Source organism: Paraburkholderia suaedae, assembly GCF_040812055.1.
Lineage (GTDB): Bacteria > Pseudomonadota > Gammaproteobacteria > Burkholderiales > Burkholderiaceae > Paraburkholderia.
In genome coordinates this window covers 1-19,142 of the sequence record NZ_JBFOAH010000059.1, presented here as the reverse complement: position 1 = coordinate 19,142, position 19,142 = coordinate 1, and the positions used below count along the sequence as shown (strand labels likewise).

Annotated in this window: 15 protein-coding genes and 1 pseudogene; 11 read left to right on the top strand and 5 right to left on the bottom strand. The window is 60.1% G+C overall.

Features of this window, described 5'->3' with window-relative positions:
- A partial coding sequence (locus tag ABQJ48_RS36485) for an IS30 family transposase (RefSeq protein WP_367842741.1) occupies positions 1 to 250 on the top strand: 250 nt, incomplete at its 5' end.
- 83 nt (positions 251 to 333) lie between these two features.
- Positions 334 to 780: a TIGR02594 family protein gene (locus ABQJ48_RS36480; protein WP_367842740.1), complete on the top strand. Its 447-nt coding sequence runs from the start codon at positions 334 to 336 to the stop codon at positions 778 to 780.
- 217 nt (positions 781 to 997) lie between these two features.
- Here the strand turns inward: ABQJ48_RS36480 and ABQJ48_RS36475 are convergent, their stop codons facing one another.
- Together ABQJ48_RS36475 and ABQJ48_RS36470 are read right to left on the bottom strand one after the other, a co-directional pair.
- Positions 998 to 1,993 (bottom strand): GlxA family transcriptional regulator, encoded by a 996-nt coding sequence (locus tag ABQJ48_RS36475; RefSeq protein WP_367842739.1) that lies wholly within the window; start codon positions 1,991 to 1,993, stop codon positions 998 to 1,000.
- Positions 1,994 to 2,074: 81 nt separating this feature from the next.
- Complete coding sequence (locus ABQJ48_RS36470; protein ID WP_367842738.1) at positions 2,075 to 2,770, bottom strand: GntR family transcriptional regulator; 696 nt, start codon at positions 2,768 to 2,770, stop codon at positions 2,075 to 2,077.
- Positions 2,771 to 3,069: 299 nt separating this feature from the next.
- On the opposite strand from ABQJ48_RS36470, the gene ABQJ48_RS36465 reads away from it, so the two are divergent.
- From ABQJ48_RS36465 to ABQJ48_RS36435, 7 genes are all read left to right on the top strand, one after another.
- The gene (locus tag ABQJ48_RS36465) at positions 3,070 to 5,124 is read left to right on the top strand and encodes an oxidoreductase (protein ID WP_367842737.1); all 2,055 of its coding nucleotides are present in this window, start codon (positions 3,070 to 3,072) and stop codon (positions 5,122 to 5,124) included.
- 50 nt (positions 5,125 to 5,174) lie between these two features.
- Complete coding sequence (locus ABQJ48_RS36460) at positions 5,175 to 6,188, top strand: ABC transporter permease (protein WP_367842736.1); 1,014 nt, start codon at positions 5,175 to 5,177, stop codon at positions 6,186 to 6,188.
- 113 nt (positions 6,189 to 6,301) lie between these two features.
- Positions 6,302 to 7,576 carry an aromatic ring-hydroxylating oxygenase subunit alpha gene (locus ABQJ48_RS36455; protein ID WP_473094244.1) on the top strand — a complete coding sequence of 425 codons (1,275 nt, stop codon included), beginning with the start codon at positions 6,302 to 6,304 and terminating at the stop codon, positions 7,574 to 7,576.
- Between the two features lie 18 nt (positions 7,577 to 7,594).
- The gene (proX, locus tag ABQJ48_RS36450) at positions 7,595 to 8,614 is read left to right on the top strand and encodes a glycine betaine/L-proline ABC transporter substrate-binding protein ProX (RefSeq protein WP_367842735.1); all 1,020 of its coding nucleotides are present in this window, start codon (positions 7,595 to 7,597) and stop codon (positions 8,612 to 8,614) included.
- Positions 8,615 to 8,665: 51 nt separating this feature from the next.
- Complete coding sequence (locus ABQJ48_RS36445) at positions 8,666 to 9,787, top strand: betaine/proline/choline family ABC transporter ATP-binding protein (protein WP_367842734.1); 1,122 nt, start codon at positions 8,666 to 8,668, stop codon at positions 9,785 to 9,787.
- Between the two features lie 58 nt (positions 9,788 to 9,845).
- On the top strand, positions 9,846 to 10,595 hold the full coding sequence (locus tag ABQJ48_RS36440; RefSeq protein WP_367842733.1) for an electron transfer flavoprotein subunit beta/FixA family protein: 750 nt from the start codon (positions 9,846 to 9,848) through the stop codon (positions 10,593 to 10,595).
- Positions 10,596 to 10,617: 22 nt separating this feature from the next.
- Positions 10,618 to 11,553, top strand: a complete 936-nt coding sequence (locus ABQJ48_RS36435) for an electron transfer flavoprotein subunit alpha/FixB family protein (protein WP_367842732.1) — start codon at positions 10,618 to 10,620, stop codon at positions 11,551 to 11,553.
- Positions 11,554 to 11,922: 369 nt separating this feature from the next.
- On the opposite strand, the gene ABQJ48_RS36430 is transcribed toward ABQJ48_RS36435, so the two are convergent.
- From ABQJ48_RS36430 to ABQJ48_RS36420, 3 genes are all read right to left on the bottom strand, one after another.
- Entirely contained in the window at positions 11,923 to 13,083 is a 1,161-nt protein-coding gene (locus ABQJ48_RS36430) for an IS30 family transposase (protein WP_367842364.1), read from the bottom strand.
- Between the two features lie 695 nt (positions 13,084 to 13,778).
- Complete coding sequence (locus ABQJ48_RS36425; protein ID WP_367842731.1) at positions 13,779 to 14,120, bottom strand: hypothetical protein; 342 nt, start codon at positions 14,118 to 14,120, stop codon at positions 13,779 to 13,781.
- A gap of 444 nt (positions 14,121 to 14,564) precedes the next feature.
- Complete coding sequence (locus ABQJ48_RS36420) at positions 14,565 to 14,783, bottom strand: hypothetical protein (RefSeq protein WP_367842730.1); 219 nt, start codon at positions 14,781 to 14,783, stop codon at positions 14,565 to 14,567.
- Positions 14,784 to 16,327: 1,544 nt separating this feature from the next.
- Between ABQJ48_RS36420 and ABQJ48_RS36415 the strand changes: the two genes are divergently transcribed.
- Both ABQJ48_RS36415 and ABQJ48_RS36410 read left to right on the top strand, forming a co-directional pair.
- The gene (locus tag ABQJ48_RS36415; protein ID WP_367842729.1) at positions 16,328 to 17,830 is read left to right on the top strand and encodes a carbohydrate porin; all 1,503 of its coding nucleotides are present in this window, start codon (positions 16,328 to 16,330) and stop codon (positions 17,828 to 17,830) included.
- A 177-nt stretch (positions 17,831 to 18,007) separates the two neighbouring features.
- Positions 18,008 to 19,005: pseudogene (locus tag ABQJ48_RS36410) on the top strand (VIT1/CCC1 transporter family protein); the annotation flags it as partial.
- Positions 19,006 to 19,142: the final 137 nt, after the last annotated feature.

Here is a 19,142-nt window from a genome sequence, read left to right as displayed (position 1 = left end):
CAAGCGTTTCACTGTGGCCACTGATATCCAGGTCTACTTCTGCGACCCCCAGCATCCATGGCAGCGCGGCTCGAACGAAAATACGAATGGACTGTTAAGACAGTATTTCCCGAAGGGCACTGATCTGTCAGTGTATTCACAGGCCAAACTTAACGCTGTGGCAAGACGATTGAATGAGCGTCCGCGAAAGACACTGGACTACGAAACACCCGCCGAACGATTCCACCAAACTATTGCATCGATCGGTTGAATCCGCCGCCAGAAGCGGCCGGTCGACCACGCAGCCGGAATCGGCGACAATCGCGGGAGCGGATAAGAAGCCGGCCAACGCGAATGATCATAGACACCAGAGATAGCTTTGCCGAACCAGCGTGGATGCCTGTCGCCATTGCCGAACGCGGTATTAGGCGTTTTCCCGTTGGCGAGACGAACCCACGAATAATCGAATACAACAACCAAACCAATCTCGTTGGATACGACGACAAGGTTTCCTGGTGTTCCTCATTCATTAACTGGTGCCTGTCACGCGTCGGGGTTCGCGGTACCGGATCGGCGTTGGCACGGTCCTGGCTCGATTGGGGCATCGCTCTTGAGAGCCCAACTTACGGTTGTATTACTGTCCTGACGCGCGACGATCCAACAAGCTGGCAGGGGCATGTCGGGTTTTATCTTCGCCACGACGCTGAATATGTTTATCTCTTTGGCGGAAACCAATTGGATGAGGTTCGCGAGTTAGCCTACCCGGTAACCTCGGTGCTCGGCCATAGATGGCCGAAGTGAGCGCGCTTCGGTGGGGCTCAGTGCGGCCATGAGCTGTCGTTAGCTGTATCGTTCACATGGCCATTCGTGCGGCGGTTCCATGCTCAATAGCGGACTGACGCACCGGCGATGCACTGTGGGCATCGCGGACGGGCGCGATAACGCACCGTTGTCGCACCGAGGCGTTGCCCCTTCTCGAACCGGCTTGGAACCGGGCGGCAATGTAGGCGCGACAGCCTCAAATGCCGCAGTCGTCACCCTTCGTCGCCGATTGCGCCTTACCGGCACGATACCTCGACGGCGACATGCCATAAACCGTGTGGTAGCTATTGCTAAAGTGGCTTGGCGACCGGAAGCCACAAGCCAGCGCAATGTAGGCAGCCGAAAATCCCGTCTGCGCAAGCAATGCTCTGGCACGGCGCAACCGTAGTCGCAAATAAAAGCGGACAGGCGAAATTCCGAGGGCACGATCGAAGATGCGCTCGAGTTGACGGTCGGTAATGCTCAACGACTGGGCGATATCAGTGATGGGAAGAGGCGTTTCGACGTTCAGTTCCATCGTGCTGATCGCGGCTTCCAGCAGGCGATGTCCTTCAGTTCTCGAGCCCACGACCGGCAATTGTGGGCGAACATTCTCGCCGCGAACACGCTCCATGATCAGTTGATGCGCTACGGCGCGAGCGACGTCCGGACCGCATCGGGCCCTGATGAGTCTGCTCATCATGTCAATCGGCGCAATGCCGCCTGAGCACGTGAGGCGGTCCTTGTCTATTACGAACAGATCGTCGACGACTCTGATGTCGGGCCACTCTTCATTGAGCGTAGCCCTGTACGCCCAATGAACGGTGCATCGATAACCGTCGAGCACGTTGGCCTTCGCCAGCGCATAGGTGCCGGTACAGAGCGATCCCAACGCACATCGGCGACCTGCCAGTTCGCGCAAGAGGCGCGTAATCGCAGGTGTCGTGCTGCGCTGGACATCGATCCCGCCGCAAACGAACACGACATCCGGAAGAATGCCTTCGTGCGCGGATGAGCATTCGAACGTCAGACCATTGCTCGCCGTTACCGAATCTTTGCGATCTGACAGGAGGGACCAGCTGTAGCGCGTCGTGCCGCTTTTCAGATTTGCGGCCCTGAGGGCCTCGATTGCCCCGGACAACGCAATCATCGAGAAACCGGGCAGAAGCAGAAATCCAAAGTTCGACAGGGATGCCAAAGCAATGGGCTTCATATCGGTTCAACGCTCCCCGAGTTCGTTCATGTGAGCCTGCAAGGGCATGCCGGACATGGCAGCCGGATCAACATGGCTTTGCTACTCGAAGTGTTTGTACCAGTCGAGAATGTGTTGACGGGCCAGCGACGCGCCTCCGATCGAATCGCGCTTCCAGTACATCTGGACGATCTCCTGATGATCGCGGAAGGCGTTATCGCGTCCCCCTGCGGATACGATCTGGGTTCGATACCGGCTGCTGTTTTTCAGCAACATCTCAACGGTCGCGACGGCGCGCTTGCGACCCGACGGTTCGCACAGTGCGACGTGAAAACGGCAGTTCAGATTTGCCAGCGCACTCACATTGGAATCGGGGATGCTATGAAACTCGTCCAGAATCGCCCCGATGTTGCGGATCTGGGCATCCATGCATTGTTCGATCGCCAGCCGGACGAGATTCGGCTCGATCCACAGCCGCAAGTCCAGCAAGTCGCGAAGGTCTTCGGGCGAGAGTTCCGACACGCAGGCGCGATGGTGCGGCAGCAGCGTCACGAGCCCTTCGGCGGCCAGTTGCCGAAGGGCTTCGCGAACAGGAATTCGGCTCACGCCCATTTCCCCCGCGATCACTTCCTGCTTGAGCACCGTTCCAGCGGGAATGGCGTCCGACAGGATGCGCTCGCGAATTTTGTCGACCACGCTCGCCGCGAGCGTGGTGCGCGGCACGAGTTGAAAAGGCGAGTTGCCGTTCGAGTCGATAGATTCTTCGAGCGCGCCAACCGCGGCCGGTTGATGTTGCACGTGCATTCTCCTGGGTTCGTTTCTGCGTTCGTATTCGCCGGTGAGTCTCAACGTCCTGCCATTCTAGATCATCGCTCAATTGTACGTATACCGGATACAACAAACAGGCGATTTCCATAAAAAATCCGCCTGAGATACGGCTTTTGACCGATATCCGACGACAAATTCCAGGGTAAACCATGTATCTGACGGCGGTTGACATGCAATTTTGAAGAATCCAGTATACAGAAAACCAGACGATACTCGTCATTAGTGTTCGACGCGCTCGCTGTCCGCGTAGCCGAAAAAGGAGAGGTCACGTGCAAGCCCCGGCAGTCACAACCATTAGCATTACTAATGATCCGCTTCTCAAGCCGCTGTCCATCAAGAGCGTTAGGTTTCGCAACCGGGTCATGAGCACGAGCCATGCATGCGGACTCGAGCGGGACGGCATGCCCGCCGAGCGGTATCAGCGCTATCACGAGGAAAAAGCCAAGGGCGGCCTGGCGCTGACGATGTTCGGTGGATCGTCTAACGTGTCGCCGGATTCACCTAACGTATTCCGGCAGCTCAATGTCGGGGACGACGCGATCATTCCGTATCTGCAGGAGTTTTCTGAGCGCATTCACCAGTACGACACGCGGCTCATGTGCCAGATCACCCATCTCGGGCGGCGTGGTGAGTTCTGGGCGTCGAACTGGCTGTCGACGATCGGTCCTTCGCCCGTGCGCGAGCCGTTGCACCGCAGCTTTCCGAAAGAGATGGACAGGCACGACATCGAGCGCGTCGTGAAGGAATTCGGCGAGGCCGCATGGCGGTGCCAGCAAGGCGGGCTGGACGGTATCGAGGTGATGGCCGCGAGCCACCTGATAGGCCAGTTCATGTCGCCGACTACGAATCACCGCACCGATGCGTTCGGTGGTTCACTCGAAAACCGGTGCCGGTTTGCGCTGATGGTGCTCAAGGAAATCCGCAGGCGCGTTGGAGATGGGTTTCTGCTCGGCATCCGCCATACCGTCGACGAGGGCACGGAAGGTTGGCTGACCTTCGACGAATCGCTCGCCGCGGTGCAATTGCTCGAGCGCGAAGGGCTGCTCGATTTCGTCAATGCGATCTACGGACGGATGGACACCGACGTCGCGCTCACCGTCGACAACATGCCGGGCATGGCATCGCCGATCGCGCCGTGGCTGGAAAGAGTCGGCAGCTTCAAGCGCGAGATCGGCCTGCCCGTATTCCACGCGGCACGCATTTCCGACGTGGCGACTGCACGTCACGCCATTCGCGACGGACTGCTCGACATGGTCGCGATGACGCGTGCGCATATCGCCGACCCGTACATCGTCCGAAAGCTCGAAGCGGGGAAGGAGCACACCATTCGTCCCTGCGTTGGCGCAACGCAATGCCAGTCTCCGCTTCGGCCAGCCTGTATCCACAACCCGTCGAGTGGCCGGGAAGCGACGCTGCCTCATCGGATCGAGCGTTCATCCGGGCCGCGCAAAAAGGTGGTGATCGTCGGCGGCGGTCCGGCAGGGCTGGAGGCTGCGCGGGTGAGTGCTGCGCGTGGCCATCGCGTGGTGCTGTTCGAAGCGGGCCCTAAGCTCGGCGGGCAGATCCTGCTCGCATCGCGCACGGGATGGCGACGCGATCTGATCGGCATCGTCGACTGGCGCGCACAGGAACTGGAGCGCCTCGACGTCGCGATACGGCTCGACGCCTACGCGGAAGAACAGGATGTGCTGGCCGAAGAGCCGGATATCGTGGTGATTGCGACGGGCGGCACACCGGACATGGAGTGGATCGGCGGGACGCAGCATTGCACGTCAGTGTGGGATGTGTTGAGCGGCAACGTTGCGCTGAAGTCCGACGTGATCGTCTATGACGGCACGGGACGCAATCCCGCCGCTCAGGCCGCCGAACTGGCCACGCTAGAAAAGCGGAGCGTGCGGTTCTTCTCGTCTGACGGCTATCTCGCGCAGGAACTGCCATATGCCGAGCGCGTGATCTGGAAGAAGCGCTTTTACGAGCACGCGATCTCCGCCACATTCGATGTCGACCTGATCGATGTCTCGAAGCAGGGCGGGAGGATCACAGGCACCTTCCGCAACGTCTACACAGGAGAAGTGCAGGAAGTGGAAGCGGACCAGCTCGTCATCGAGCATGGCACGTTGCCGTGCGACGAACTGTATTATGCGCTGCGCGAGCGCTCGTCGAACGACGGCGTCACGAGTCTGACGGAACTGCTTGCGGGGGTTGCGCAACCTGCGGGTGCCCGGCCGGGCGTGTTTCAGTTGCACCGGATCGGCGATGCCGTGTCGAGCCGGAACATTCATGCCGCGATTCTCGATGCGGCGCGCCTGTGCAGCCCGTTCTGACCTTCGAAAGCTGCGCACCACTTTCCACCTTCATCCGACCAGGTGATCCGATGCACGACGTGATTGCTCATCCGTTCCAGTATATCCGGCTGCCGCTCGGCGACTGGGCCGAAACGCTGGTGTCGTGGCTGGTATTGAACTGCCGGTCCGTCTTTCAGCAAATCCGCTATCCCGTGCAGATTCTGCTGGATACGGTTCAGCATGGGCTCGTCGCGATTCATCCGTTCATCCTGATCGGCGTGCTGCTGCTGATCGGCTGGCAGGTGGCGGGCAGGCGCGCTGGCGTCGTGATCGGCCTATGCCTGTTCTGCCTGGGCGCAATTGGTGCATGGGCGGAAGCGATGGATACGCTATCGATCGTCTTCACGGCCATCGTGCTGTGCGCCGTGATCGGTATTCCAATCGGAGTCGTAGCGGGTTTGAACGCGCGCTTCAACGCCTGCCTGCGCTTTCTGCTGGACTTCATGCAGAGCATTCCATCGTTCGTCTACCTCGTGCCCGTCGTCATGCTGTTCGGCATTGGCAATGTGCCGGGCGTGCTCGTGACCGTCATCTACGCGATCTCGCCGATTATCCGGTTGACGAGTCTTGGCGTCAGCCAAGTGAGACCCGACGTACTGGAGGCCGGTCATGCGTTCGGCTGCTCGCCCGCGAAGATCCTGTTTCGCGTGCGTCTGCCGCTTGCACGACCGACCATCATGGCGGGTGTGAATCAGACCGTGATGCTGGCCCTTTCGATGGCGGTCGTGGCAGCGATGATTTCCGTTGCCGGTCTCGGACAGATGGTGCTGCGCGGGATTGGCCAGCTCGACGTTGCGATGGCGACTACGGGCGGTGTGGGCATCGTGTTGCTGGCCATTACGATCGACCGCATTTCCCAAGGGTTGGGCATGTCTTTACGTGACCACGGCATGCAGCGCTGGCGCGAGCGCGGGCCTGTCGGCGTGATCGTTCACATGAAGCGCCGTCTGTTCCGCGCAGATCCCACGCTTGCGCAGCAACAGGACCCGCGCAGTGCATCGCTGATCGTCGAGCGCGACGCCCACGCGAGTTCGACGCGCTGACTTGCGGCGCATAAGCCCTGCAACGAAGGTCGCATCGTTCAACTGCAATTCACAACCCGGTCAACGTGACGCGAGGCCGGTCCACGACAGCATCGATATCAGGAGCAGCGAAGGTGGTTCAACAACATCAGGATCCCGACTTCCTTGAGAAAGCCGCCTACGTTCGCCGTCTCGCAGCAGCGCGTCGAACCGGCATCAGCCTGGAAGCCCCGTTCTATCTCAGCGCCGACCTGTTCGACGTCGACATGCGGCTGATCTTCGGTCGACACTGGATATTCGTCGGGCTGGAAGCGGCGATTTCCGAGCCGGGCGATTACTTTCTCGCGGACTTCGGGCCGTATTCGGTCATCGTCAGCCGGGGAGACGAATTCGAGCTGACGGCGTTCCACAACGTGTGCCGGCACCGCGGCGCGCGCATGTTGCACGAGCAGCGTGGCGCGTTCGCCAATATCGTTTGCCCCTATCACCAGTGGACGTACTCACCGAAAGGCGAACTGCTGCACGCGGAGCTGGCCGCAGAAACCAGCAAGGCGTGCTATGGCCTGAAGCCGGTTCATGTACGCAGCCTGGGCGGCCTGATTTTCGTATGCGTGGCCGACGAGCCGCCGCAAGATTTCGACACTCTGGTCGAGGCCGTGGGTCCGTACGTCGAGCCTCATCACCTGCGCAACAGCAAGGTCGCCGCGCAGATCGACATCATCGAGGACGGCAACTGGAAGCTCACGGTGGAAAACAATCGCGAGTGCTACCACTGCATGGGCCATCCCGAACTGCTGCAATCGTCGTTCGGCGTATTCGGCTACACGGAAGACGATGCCAATCCAGCCAGGCGCGAGGCTGTCCGTGAACACAATGCGGCACTTGCGGCGTCGCGAGACATCTGGGCTAGAAACAACCTGCCATGGGAGCCGATCCAGCATCTCGACGACAGGGTCACGGCGTTCCTCATCCAGCGCGTGCCGCTCACAGGTCCGGGCGAGTCGATGACGATGGACGGCAAGGCGGCATCGCGCCGCCTGCTCGCGGATTTCACGGAACCGCGCCTTGGACGCCTGCAGTTCCATCTGCAGCCGAACTCCTGGCACCATTTTCAGGCTGACCATTCGATTCATTTCTCGGTGCTGCCCATCAGTGCGGGAAAGACCCTCGTGCGAACGACCTGGCTCGTGCACAAGGACGCCGTCGAGGGGCGTGACTACGATCTCGACAATCTCACGCACGTCTGGAAGACGACGAACGAGCAGGACAAGTTTTACGTGGGACTGACGCAGCGGGGCGCCGTCAGTCCGGCATACGAGCCGGGCCCTTACGCGCCGTCAGAATGGCAGGTCGAAAAATTCTGCAACTGGTATATCGGCCGGTTGTCATCGCTGCTCGAACAGGTCTGATCACCGAAGGGAGTCAACATGAACAGCATGAAAAGCCGGCGGCAGTTTCTGATTCAGAGTGCGGTGCTAGCGGCTTCTGCGTGGGGCACGCGCAGTGCTTCTGCCGCGAGCCTTCCTGGCTCGGGTATGACCGTCAAGCCGATCGGGCTTGCGACGCCGACCGCGCGCTTCCAGAGCGTGATCGTCGAGATGGGATTGCAAATGCTCGGCTATACGGTGAAGGACTACATGCCTGCCGACCCGGCGATCTTTCACGTCGCCGTCGCACAGGGCGATGCTGACTTCTGCGCCCAGGAATGGACACCGCTTTACGACACGTACTACCAGAAGGTCGGTGGCGACGCGACCTGCGTTCGGTTGGGCCATACAGTGACGAACTGCGTGTTTGGTTACTGCATCGACAAGAAGACGGCGGACAAATATCACATCACGAACATCGGACAGCTCAAGGATTCGAAGCTCGCGAAGCTGTTCAACGCGGGCGGCACGGACGGCAAGGCGAGTCTCGTGGCGGGTAATCCGGGCTGGGGCGCGGCCCGCGTGATCCAGCATCACATTGACTACTACGACCTTGGTGCGACGGTGGCGCCGCTATTCGGCAACTACGAGGCGCTGATGGCCGACGTGATAACCCGCTTCAAGGCGGGCGAGCCGGTGCTCTACTACACATGGGTGCCGATGTGGGTGAGCAGCGTGCTCGTGCCGGGCCGCGACGTCGTATGGCTCAGCGTGCCATCGCCGGACCCGCAGAACGGCAACAATAACAGCCGCCTGCCGGACGGCCGCGATACCGGCTTCCCGATCTACGAAATGAAGGTGCTTGCCAACAAAGCCTTTGTGCAGAAGAACCCTGCCGCGAAGAAGCTGTTTGATCTGGTCACGATCCCGGCCACGGATATCAGCACGGAGAATCGGTTGATGCAGCAAGGCCAGAACAAGACCGAGGATATCCGCGGACATGCACAGCGCTGGATTGCGGACAATCAGAAGCAATTCGATTCGTGGATCCAGCAATCGCTGGCAGCGGCACATGCCTGAATGCATGCGTCTTGAACAAAGCCCACCGCCGACCATTCATACTGAGGCCCCATGATTCCCGAACCGTATCCACGGCAGCCAGTTCTTCCCAAGCAGAAATCTCCCGTTCGCGCTGTGCCGACGAAGGCGGCGAGCGAGCAGGCGGACGTCATCGAGTGCAGGGATCTCTGGAAGGTTTATGGCCGCGCAGCGCAGCAGGCGATCGCGTCTATCCAGCGAGAACAGTTGGACAAGGACGACGTCAAGCGCCGATACGGTTGCGTGGTAGGCGTGGCCGGCGTGAGCCTTTCGGTGAAACGAGGCGAGACGTTGTGCATCATGGGCCTGTCGGGATGCGGCAAGTCGACCTTGCTGCGTCATATCAATCGCCTGATCGATCCGACGGCGGGCGAGATCTGGATCGAGGGCGAGCGCATATCCGATCTCCGGGCGCCCCAACTGCGTGAATTGCGCGCAAGGCGATTCGGCATGGTCTTTCAGAACATGGCGCTCTGGCCGCACTTCAGCGTGCTGGAGAACGTGTTGTTCGTACTGCAAGGTCGCGGGATGACGCGCACCGCGCAACTCGATGCGGCCCATCGTGCGCTTGCCGCGGTGCATCTCGATGGCTGGGAGCAGCAATATCCCGATCAGTTGTCGGGTGGGATGCAGCAACGTGTCGGCCTCGCACGCGCACTTGCAACCGATCCGCAAATCCTGCTCATGGACGAACCGTTCAGTGCGCTCGATCCGATCGTTCGCCGCGAACTCGCCGAGCAGTTCGTGGAGGTCTCGCGCCGTCTGGGAAAGACAGCGGTGTTCATCACGCACGATCTCGACGAAGCGATCCGCATCGGCGACCGGGTCGCGGTGATGAAAGACGGCCAGATCGTACAGATTGGCACGCCTTTCGAAGTCATCAATGCGCCCGTCAACGACTATGTGCGGGACTTCGCAAAGGGCGTGGGACGGCTGCATGTACTGACTGCCGAGGTGATCATGTCGCCGCTCGACAGAGGGACGCCGCATGATGTCTCATCGCTGCGCCCTGTCGATGCCGACTCCACGCTTGCTGACGTGCTTGATGCGCTGAAGGGCGGCGCACCGGCGCTGGCGGTGATGCGCAGAGAGGATGTGGTGGGCGTCATCGATCCCGATGGAACGCTTGCGGCTATCCGTTCGAAGCTGGATTGAGGTTGCAATAGCGCGCTGCATTCGCACGCCGGATCAACAACGTGATACGGGTAACAGGATGATTGTCATCGTCGCGGTCAAACGGGTAGTCGACTACAACGTGAAAGTCCGCGTGAAGTCGGACTCCACGGGGGTCGATATTTCGAATGTGAAGATGTCGATGAATCCGTTCGATGAGATCGCTGTTGAAGAAGCGGTGCGTCTGAAGGAAGCGGGCGCGGCCAGGGAAGTCATTGCCGTTACATGCGGCGTCGCGCAGTGTCAGGAAACGCTGCGTACGGCGCTGGCGATCGGCGCGGATCGCGCAATTCTCATTGAGTCGAATGAAGACCTGCAGCCGCTGGCTGTCGCCAAGCTGTTGAAGGCAGTCGTCGACAGGGAACAGGCTTCGCTGGTGATCCTCGGCAAGCAGGCCATCGACGATGATTCCAACCAGACGGGTCAGATGCTGGCCGCGCTGGCGAATCTGCCGCAGGCTACTTTCGCTTCGAAGGTTGTCGTGGCTGACGGTAAGGCGATTGTGTTGCGTGAAGTGGTTGGCGGTGCTGAAACGCTGTCGCTCAAACTCCCCGCAGTGGTCACGACGGAGCTGCGCCTGAACGAGCCGCGCTACGTGACGCTGCCCAACATCATGAAGGCGAAGAAGAAGCCGCTGGAAGCCGTGAAGCCCGAAGACCTGGGTGTGGATGTGACGCCGCGCCTGAAGACGCTGAAGGTTGTCGAGCCGCCCAAGCGCTCCGCCGGTGTGAAGGTGCCGGATGTGAAGACGCTGGTCGAGAAGCTAAAGACCGAAGCCAAGGTGCTTTAAGTAGAACGCGGAGAGAGAGCAAATGACGAATCTGGTAATTGCAGAACACGACAACGCGTCGATCAAGGCTGCGACGCTGAACACGATCGCAGCGGCGCAGAAGATTGGTGGCGATATCCACGTACTGGTGGCAGGGCATAACGCGCAAGCCGCGGCTGAAGCGGCATCGAAGGTCGCGGGCGTCGCCAAAGTGCTGCTCGCCGATGCGTCGCAACTCGAAGCGGGGTTGGCGGAAAACGTCGAAGCGACAGTGCTTAACATCGCGAAGGACTATTCGTACATTCTTGCGCCTGCCACCGCCTACGGCAAAAACATCGCGCCGCGCATCGCGGCGAAGCTCGACGTCGCACAGATCAGCGAGATCACGGCTGTCGTCAGCGCGGACACGTTCGAGCGCCCCATCTATGCAGGCAACGCGATTGCGATCGTGCAATCGGCCGATCCGGTCAAGGTGATCACGGTCCGCGCAACGGGCTTCGATCCGGTGGCAGCGGAAGGCGGCAATGCATCGGTCCAGAAAATCGAAGCTGCCGCAGACGCCGGCATCTCGCAGTTCGTCAGCCGCGAAGTGACGAAGCTGGACCGTCCGGAACTGACGTCGGCGAACATCATCGTGTCGGGCGGCCGTGGTCTCGGTAGCGGCGAGAACTACACGAAAGTGCTGGAGCCTTTGGCCGACAAGCTCGGCGCAGCAATGGGCGCCTCGCGCGCAGCCGTCGATGCGGGCTACGTGCCGAACGACTATCAGGTCGGCCAGACGGGCAAGATCGTCGCGCCGCAACTGTACATCGCGGTCGGCATCTCGGGCGCGATCCAGCACCTCGCGGGCATGAAGGACTCGAAGGTGATCGTCGCCATCAACCAGGACGAAGAAGCGCCGATTTTCAGCGTCGCCGACTACGGCGTTGTTGGCGATTTGTTCACAGCGGTTCCCGATTTGATTGGACTATTGTCGTGACGTTTGACCTGAATACGTGGCACGGATGACATCGGGGTTCGACGACGACAACGGATAAATGCAGCGCATAGAGATTGAGGCGGCGGCAAAAGTTGGTGACGCTGCTCTCTGGCGCTGGTTCTCGGCGCTCCTGGAGGAGCGTCGTATTCGATGGCGTTTTTGCTTCAACAATTGGATCGTGAACGTCGACAGGACTCAAGTTGCTACGAAAAACAGCGTCCCGGATCGATCGGAGGTTTCGTGCGTTTGACGTCCAGTTCCATCGCGAAATGGCTAAAGGCATCAAGGAAGTGAATGGCACGCTGCTTCTCGCGCGCGTGCCGCGCAAAAACACCTGATGGCATCACCGGCCGATGTTGCACGGCGGATTCAACCGGTGGATGCAATAGTTTGGTGGAATCGTTCGGCGGGTGTTTCGTAGTCCAGTGTCTTTCGCGGACGCTCATTCAATCGTCTTGCCACAGCGTTAAGTTTGGCCTGTGAATACACTGACAGGTCAGTGCCCTTCGGGAAATACTGTCTTAACAGTCCATTCGTATTTTCGTTCGAGCCGCGCTGCCATGGATGCTGGGGGTCGCAGAAGTAGACCTGGATATCAGTGGCCACAGTGAAACGCTTGTGTCCAGCCATCTCCGTTCCCCGATCCCACGTCAGAGATCTATAAAGTTCCTGCGGCAACTTGCTGGCATGCCTGATGAGTGCATTGACGACCGTCTCGCTATCCTTGCTGGCTATCTTGACCAGCATGACGTAACGCGTCTGACGCTCGACGAGGGTTGCAATCTGGCTGCTGCCGCTACCGCACAGCAGATCACCTTCCCAGTGGCCCGGTACGGCCCGGTCTTCAACGGTCGCAGGGCGTTCGCTGATCGATACCGTGTCCCGAATCCTGCCGTGATCGTCAGTCTTCTGCGTGTGGTGGCGCGAACGACGCATGGCGCGGGTGCGCCGCAAGTGTTCCAGCAATTCCTTCTTCAAGGCGCCACGGGCCTGTATGAAGAGACTGCGATAGATGGTCTCGTGGGACACGTGGTAGTCCTCGTTGTCTGGGTACGCACGCCTGAGCCATCCGGCAATCTGCTGCGGTGACCACTGCAACTGGAGCTTGCCTGCCACGATGTGCGCCAGCGTTCGGTGTTCAACCAGTTTACAGGCTTTGGGACGCTGTGCCCGAGCCCAGGCAAGCTGATCGGCGTGGCTTGCCCGGTAGCCATCTGGTCCGCTGTTACGCTTGATTTCCCGGCATATCGTGGAGGGAGCTCGATCCAGTCGCATGGCGATCGACTGGATCGAGTCGTCAGCCACAAGCGCCCGCGATATCTCTTCGCGCTCAGCCAGCGTCAACGCCAATCTCGATCGATGCCTCTGTGGTGGCTGGATCCCGCCTGTCTCAGCCAGAATCCCTTGCACTGACGAGTGGTTCCGGTCAAAAAGCTGCGCGATCTTCTGGAGAGATTCTCCCTTCCGCCAACGTTCCCACATCAGCGCTTTCTGCTTCTCGCTGTAATAAATCCGCCGTCGCTGTTTCATTTGCAACACTCCCAGCTGCTTGTGCAGTCTTAAGTGTGTTGCATCCACCGGTTGAATCCGCCCACCGTAAGCTGTCATTCACTCGGTTGAACGGGGAACGGCCGTTCAGGGTCGGAAGTGTGAGTTCGCTGGTGCGGGAAGCTGCCGTCCGACTGCTCGATGCACCATCGTCAGCAATCCGCCGGCGCATTGCTGACGTAGAACCCGGTCCGTCCCAATGGCAGCTCAGGCCGAAATTTACCTGTAGGTCATGGGGCAGCATTCGGTTGCGGACCGGCCGCCCGGCTGAAGGCTTCGTAAGTTCGCTGAAAGGAAATGCTTGGCCGGGCCGGGTATGAACCCCGGCAATTCTGGCCAGAGCGGGCGTCGAGGTCGGATACACAAACGAACTCCCATCATCCCTGTGGGATGACTGAGATGAAAACCGAACAATCCCGTGCCTACCCTCGATCATGACGGTATGCTTCGGATTGCAAATAACCTATCCTCATTGACTGACGCACCCGAAGGAAACGACATCACGCGATTGCGATGCATCACGGCACGCCGTTCACCGGCCCATGGCATGGGACTGTTCGCACTGCAGCCGATCTCCGGCACCCGGCCATTGCGCGTGGCGGAGAACGTGCAGAAACCGAGGGGCGATTTATTTAGTATTGGTGCTAGTGCCACGAGTCGTTGCACCTTCGCTTTCTCTAATGCGCCATGTTCCGTGCGTTGGCATGCGTGTCATCTGAGTCCGCCAACGTGGCGGGAGCTAGCCAATGAAAGGCTGCAAGCGACTTGCCGTCGAACCGGCATTCCACTTTTGCAGGTACGACAGTATTTAAGCGCTGGTCTTCGACCATGCCAGTTACGAGCACGGAGCGGCCATCAGGCGACGGCTGCTTTTCGCTCACCGAAACGAGCGCGGGTTCTGCTTTGCTTTGCATCATATGTTCGCACTGATCCGCGTTTTTTTCGGCCACGCTCGCGCAACCAGCTAAGGACGCCGCGACGATGGTGAAAGCGATTGTAATAAACCTACCGTTCTCCATATCATATTCCTCACTACATCCCAGTTCTGCATTGGTTCCAGACTCCTACCCTGGGTCTGGCGAACCGCGATTCTAGCGTTTACATCCGCCTTCAAACAAAAGCCGCGTCGTGTGAATACGATTTCCGTCCGAGTCATTCCCGGTTGTTCAATTCGTGCTTTAGTAACCGGGGCCGACGTAGTAGCAGCCGGACATCGCAAGCAGCGCAAGGGCGCTACCCGCGTGCGCCGTTGCCAGAAAGGGCTTCATTGCATGCTCCTTTTTCGTCGCGGCGCCACGATGCGGCGCTGCGCGCACTTATGAGCTTACTTCCGCGCTGGAGCAGATGGAAGGGAACGCATATGGCCGGATGCCGGTCCGACACCGCCCGACATCACGCCCGAGAAAAAGAAGCCGAGTTCCAGGACGTTTGCCCGATATGGAACGCGCGCCGGGCGGACACTGTCACCCGTGGCTATCGACCCATGCGCGTGCCCATGAGACGCCTGCGTGTTCCGCTTCTTCTTCGGAGTCGTACGAGCCAAGTACGCCAGAGGCCTCAATTACTTTGCTCTCTCGCGTGATGGTGCCGCTGGCTGCATAACGTGCCGCCTGCAGGATGCCCTCCTGCTGCACAATGGCATGACCCCACAGCGTGTAGCCGCGATACTTCTCCGTTTGCATCTCTCGACCTCTGTGCTTACCTCGTCGCTTCTCGCCGGGTACAAACCGACTGCCTGAGGCGCCCCGTGTCGAGTCCCGCCATTTTCAGCGTGGCGTCAATCATCTCCAGCTCGTGGCCGAAATCAAGCGCCCATTCTTCGCCGTCGCAACGTACTGTCATCCCGTTGTGCATTGAAATCAGATTACGCGCCTTGTAAAGGGCATGGACCCGCTTTAATCCTCGTCTCGTTCGGCACTCGGAGCGTCAAGGTGGCGACGCGCTGCGCGGGGTGCGCTCGCGCCGTCGGAAATCGACAAGGCGCGAACGGACACAGCCACGAGCTAACGCTCGCGACGCGGTGCCATGCAGACGCGCGTATTCGCTGCGGCCGGATGGCGCTAATAAGGGTGCACAAAGATAGTTACTACGGCGCGCACCGTCTGCCTGCTGGCAAGACGGCGGCTGAGAAAAGAGAGCGCGGACGTCTTGCCGGTCAGGCAGCGAAACTGTTCGAAGGTCGACTACTGCAGGTGTCCAAGGCATCAGCCCCGTTTGCGAAGATGCGCGAATTTTAGGCGGTGCCTTAATTCAAAGTCAACATGATTCGCTAAGGAGAGCAAATATCATTTCCCGGCACCGGCCCGGCTTTTCAGATGGCAGGCACAAAAGGCTTGTGAAAGAAAATAGATGCCGTTGCGAATGTGAATCAGAATCCTTTGTTTGTTCAATCTGGTGGGGAGATTCGGGTGCGATGTTCCTTGTGCTTTTTTTCTTGCCGTTTGACACCCGTGCCGAATACAATCCGCCCGTCTCATCAAAAGGAGTCCCTCGTGGACGCATGCTCTAGTAGTGGAAGTCCTATGCCGGCCTCTGCCGGCGAAGTAACCGCGAGATAGCGACCGCAGGAACTCTCCTTCGCCGCTAACTCGCTTTGTCGGGTTAGCGCGCTTGAACACCGACTGGCTTTCTGCCGGTCTGTCAGCAGCACGCTCCCTCTGTTTGACCGCCTTTCGCCAGTTCACCTGCGAGACGCAATCACGTCTTTACGTCGTCCGACTTCGTCGGGCTGGGCGGGAGTGGGCTTATGTTCGCCAAGTCATTTGTTACGTCTTTCGGTGGCGCGGTTCATGCGCCGCGCCGGATGTCCCTTGTTGCCCGGGTGTGCCGTCGCACGTCCGCGCGGACTGCGCCGTGTGAGTTGGCCGCGTATGCGGCCCGGGCCCACTTCCTTGTCGTACCGTCTCCGGGTCGGGCGACGGTTGCCCATGCCAGCGGGCTTCCGCAGGCCGGCGGAGCCCGCAGGTTCGCAGTCACCAGTTGCGCATTGCCTGCGTGGTAGCCCTTTAACGCGGACCGGCTGCGCGATTCTGGCGATGACGGTCGCCGCCGTCGCTCTCGTCGCGATGTTGTCCACTCATCCGTCGGTAACGAACTGGACTCTGCGTTACGGCTGCGCGGGTGGTTTTCCCGAACGGGAACCGGGCTCACGGTCCCGCCAGACATTGCGCGTCATATCCATAAAACGAACAGATATATCCGCCTGGTAATTTCGACTCCGCCTGTCATGAAGAAAAACCTGAAGACCACATTGCTGATGGGCGGTGCGCCCATCGGTCTGACGTGCCTGCTGGCTCTGAGCGCGGTGCAACCCGCGTTTGCCCAGGCGAGCGGCGAAGCCGCGCCGGCCCCTACGCCAGCCGAATCCGCGCCGTCGCCGACGCCGCCCGCACCGGAAGCTGCGAACGCGGACCAGGCGCCGCCTCCGCCGACCGGCTTCTGGGACCGTGCGACGCTTTTCGGTGACATGGGTGGCCTGCGGCCCTGGCTCGGCGACCACGGCGTAACGCTCAGCCTGCATGAAACCAGTGAATACCTGAATAACCTGTCCGGGGGCGTCGAACGCGGCGGTGCCTACGACGGCCTAACGCAACTCGGTATCGTGATGGACACGCAAAAGGCGTTCGGGCTGCCGGGCGGCACGTTCAACGCGTCAGCCTTGCAGATTCATGGCACCAACCTCAGCCAGCGCAACCTGCTGACCCTGCAGAGTGCGAGCGGTATCGAAGCCGACAGCACGACGCGGCTCTGGGAGCTCTGGTACCAACAGTCGTTGCTCGCAGGGAAGGTGGATGTGAAGGTCGGTCAGCAGAGTCTCGACCAGGAATTTATGGTGAGCCAGTACGCGACGCCATTCATGAACGCGACATTTGGCTGGCCCGTCCTGCCATCAGTCGACATGCCGGCGGGCGGCCCTGCCTATCCGCTCTCGTCGCTGGGTGTGCGCGTACGCGCCAGACCGGCTGAAGCATGGACGGTGCTGGCTGGCGTCTTCGACGGCAATCCGACTGGTGGCGATGCCGGAGACCCGCAGAAACTGAATTGCCACGGGACCAACTCCAACGTCGCTAACGGCGCACTGTTCATCGGCGAAGTACAGTATGCGATAAACCAGCCGCCGGCCAGCCCGTCGGACGCGCAACCGGCCGGTCTGCCCGGGACCTACAAGCTGGGCTTCTGGTACAACACGCAGCGTTTTGCCGACCAGCAGTTCGACAACGCCGGATTGTCGCTTGCGAATCCGGCAAGTACGGGTGTCCCGCAGAGTCACCGGGGCAATTACAGCTTCTACGCTGTCGCTGACCAGATGGTCTGGCGCCCGGGCGCGGACAGTCCGCAATTGGTCGGCGTGTTTGCCAGAGTCATGGGCACGCCGGGCGACCGCAACCTGGTCGACCTGGGTGTGAACGCCGGCGTGACGCTGAAGGCGCCGTTCGCGGGCCGCAACTACGACGTCGTTGGGCTGGCTTTGGGCTACGCGAAGATTGGTTCACATGCACAGGGGCTCGCCAGCGACACGGCCTCCTTTACCACGCCGGGGTATCCGTCGCGCAGCGCCGAAACCCTCATCGAAGCGACCTACCAGTACCAGGTCACACCGTGGTGGCTGTTGCAGGCGGACTTCCAGTACGTGTTCCGTCCGGCAGGCGGCATTCCAAATCCGGAGAACCCGTCGCAACGCGTCGGCAATGAAGCCGTGGTGGGCGTACGCACCAATATCGTGTTTTGACAGTTGCGACAGGAGTCTGCCCCCGCGTCTGCAAACAGGGGGACGTGCGAACGGACCGGCATCGGCATGAGAACCGTTGACGTTCTCGGTTAAGTCGCACTTTAAGGGCTTCGCGATTCAGGGCACCTGAATACATTATGCTTCGTGCTCGCGAGAAAAACAGGCACATACTTCACGATGGCATCGAAACACGAAATCAAGCGTTTCAGGGCGAACCTCTCTGACGAACTTCACAGTGCTGCGCTATACGAAACGCTTGCAAAGGTCGAGGAGGATGAAACCCGCAAGTAGGTGTATAGCGAGCTGGCCAAATCAGAGCGCGAGCACGCGCAGGTGTGGGCCGAAAAACTGAGAGCCAATGGCGTCCGCCCGAAGCGAACCGGGCAGGCCGTCAAGACACGCCTGATGAAGACACTGGTCCGCCTGTTCGGCGCGGGTTTCGTATTGCCCACGCTTGCTGCGGCCGAGTACGCAGACCGGAATAAATATCACGGGCAACCCGATGCAGGGCACATGTCGGCCGACGAGCATCACCACGCCGCAGTGGTCCAGACGCTGGCTCATGGCGGCGACCCGAACATGTCGCAAGGCGCGCGCATCGCCGCAGCGGAGTCATGGCATAAGGGAGTGTCGTCGGGGAACGACCTGCGCGCGGCAGTACTGGGCGCGAACGATGGCCTCGTCTCCAACTTCTGTCTGATTATGGGCGTCGCGGGTGCGGGAACGGGCAACAAGGCAATCCTGCTGACAGGGTTGGCTGGGCTGATAGCCGGAGCGTGCTCAATGGCGCTGGGTGAATGGCTTTCGGTGACCAACGCGCGGGAGCTGGCCAGCACCCAGATTGCGAAAGAAGCCGACGAACTCGAAACTTCGCCCGAGGCCGAAGAGCACGAGTTGGCGCTGATTTATCGCGCCAAGGGGCTCGACGCCGTGAGGCCAAGCGCGTGGCATCGCAGATGATGCGCGACAAGGACAAGGCCCTCGATACGCTGACACGGGAAGAACTCGGACTGGACCCGGCGGAGCTGGGCGGCAATCCATGGTCGGCTGCTGGTGTCTCGTTCTGCCTGTTCTCGGTCGGTGCCATTTTCCCGGCGATGCCGTTCTTATGGACGCAAGGATTACCCGCCATCGCGCAGTGTATTGCCCTGAGCGCGCTCGCCCTTGCGTCCATCGCGGAGTCTTTACGTGTGCGATTCACAGACATCGTTTCACTTTCTTGAAGACCGTTTTCTTCGCGTGCTTGAGCTCGAGGCTCCGGTAGGAGACGCGAACTCAAGCACGCGCCGATGATGTTCGGCAAGGATCCTGT

Excerpts from the sequence above, each read along its gene's own strand:
- proX (WP_367842735.1), top strand. The coding sequence starts at position 7,595 with ATGAACAGCATGAAAAGCCGGCGGCAGTTTCTGATTCAGAGTGCGGTG.
- ABQJ48_RS36440 (WP_367842733.1), top strand. The coding sequence starts at position 9,846 with ATGATTGTCATCGTCGCGGTCAAACGGGTAGTCGACTACAACGTGAAA.
- ABQJ48_RS36430 (WP_367842364.1), bottom strand. The coding sequence starts at position 13,083 with ATGAAACAGCGACGGCGGATTTATTACAGCGAGAAGCAGAAAGCGCTG.
- ABQJ48_RS36445 (WP_367842734.1), top strand. The coding sequence starts at position 8,666 with ATGATTCCCGAACCGTATCCACGGCAGCCAGTTCTTCCCAAGCAGAAA.
- ABQJ48_RS36415 (WP_367842729.1), top strand. The coding sequence starts at position 16,328 with ATGAAGAAAAACCTGAAGACCACATTGCTGATGGGCGGTGCGCCCATC.
- ABQJ48_RS36420 (WP_367842730.1), bottom strand. The coding sequence starts at position 14,783 with ATGCAAACGGAGAAGTATCGCGGCTACACGCTGTGGGGTCATGCCATT.
- ABQJ48_RS36475 (WP_367842739.1), bottom strand. The coding sequence starts at position 1,993 with ATGAAGCCCATTGCTTTGGCATCCCTGTCGAACTTTGGATTTCTGCTT.
- ABQJ48_RS36460 (WP_367842736.1), top strand. The coding sequence starts at position 5,175 with ATGCACGACGTGATTGCTCATCCGTTCCAGTATATCCGGCTGCCGCTC.
- ABQJ48_RS36425 (WP_367842731.1), bottom strand. The coding sequence starts at position 14,120 with ATGGAGAACGGTAGGTTTATTACAATCGCTTTCACCATCGTCGCGGCG.
- ABQJ48_RS36435 (WP_367842732.1), top strand. The coding sequence starts at position 10,618 with ATGACGAATCTGGTAATTGCAGAACACGACAACGCGTCGATCAAGGCT.
- ABQJ48_RS36480 (WP_367842740.1), top strand. The coding sequence starts at position 334 with ATGATCATAGACACCAGAGATAGCTTTGCCGAACCAGCGTGGATGCCT.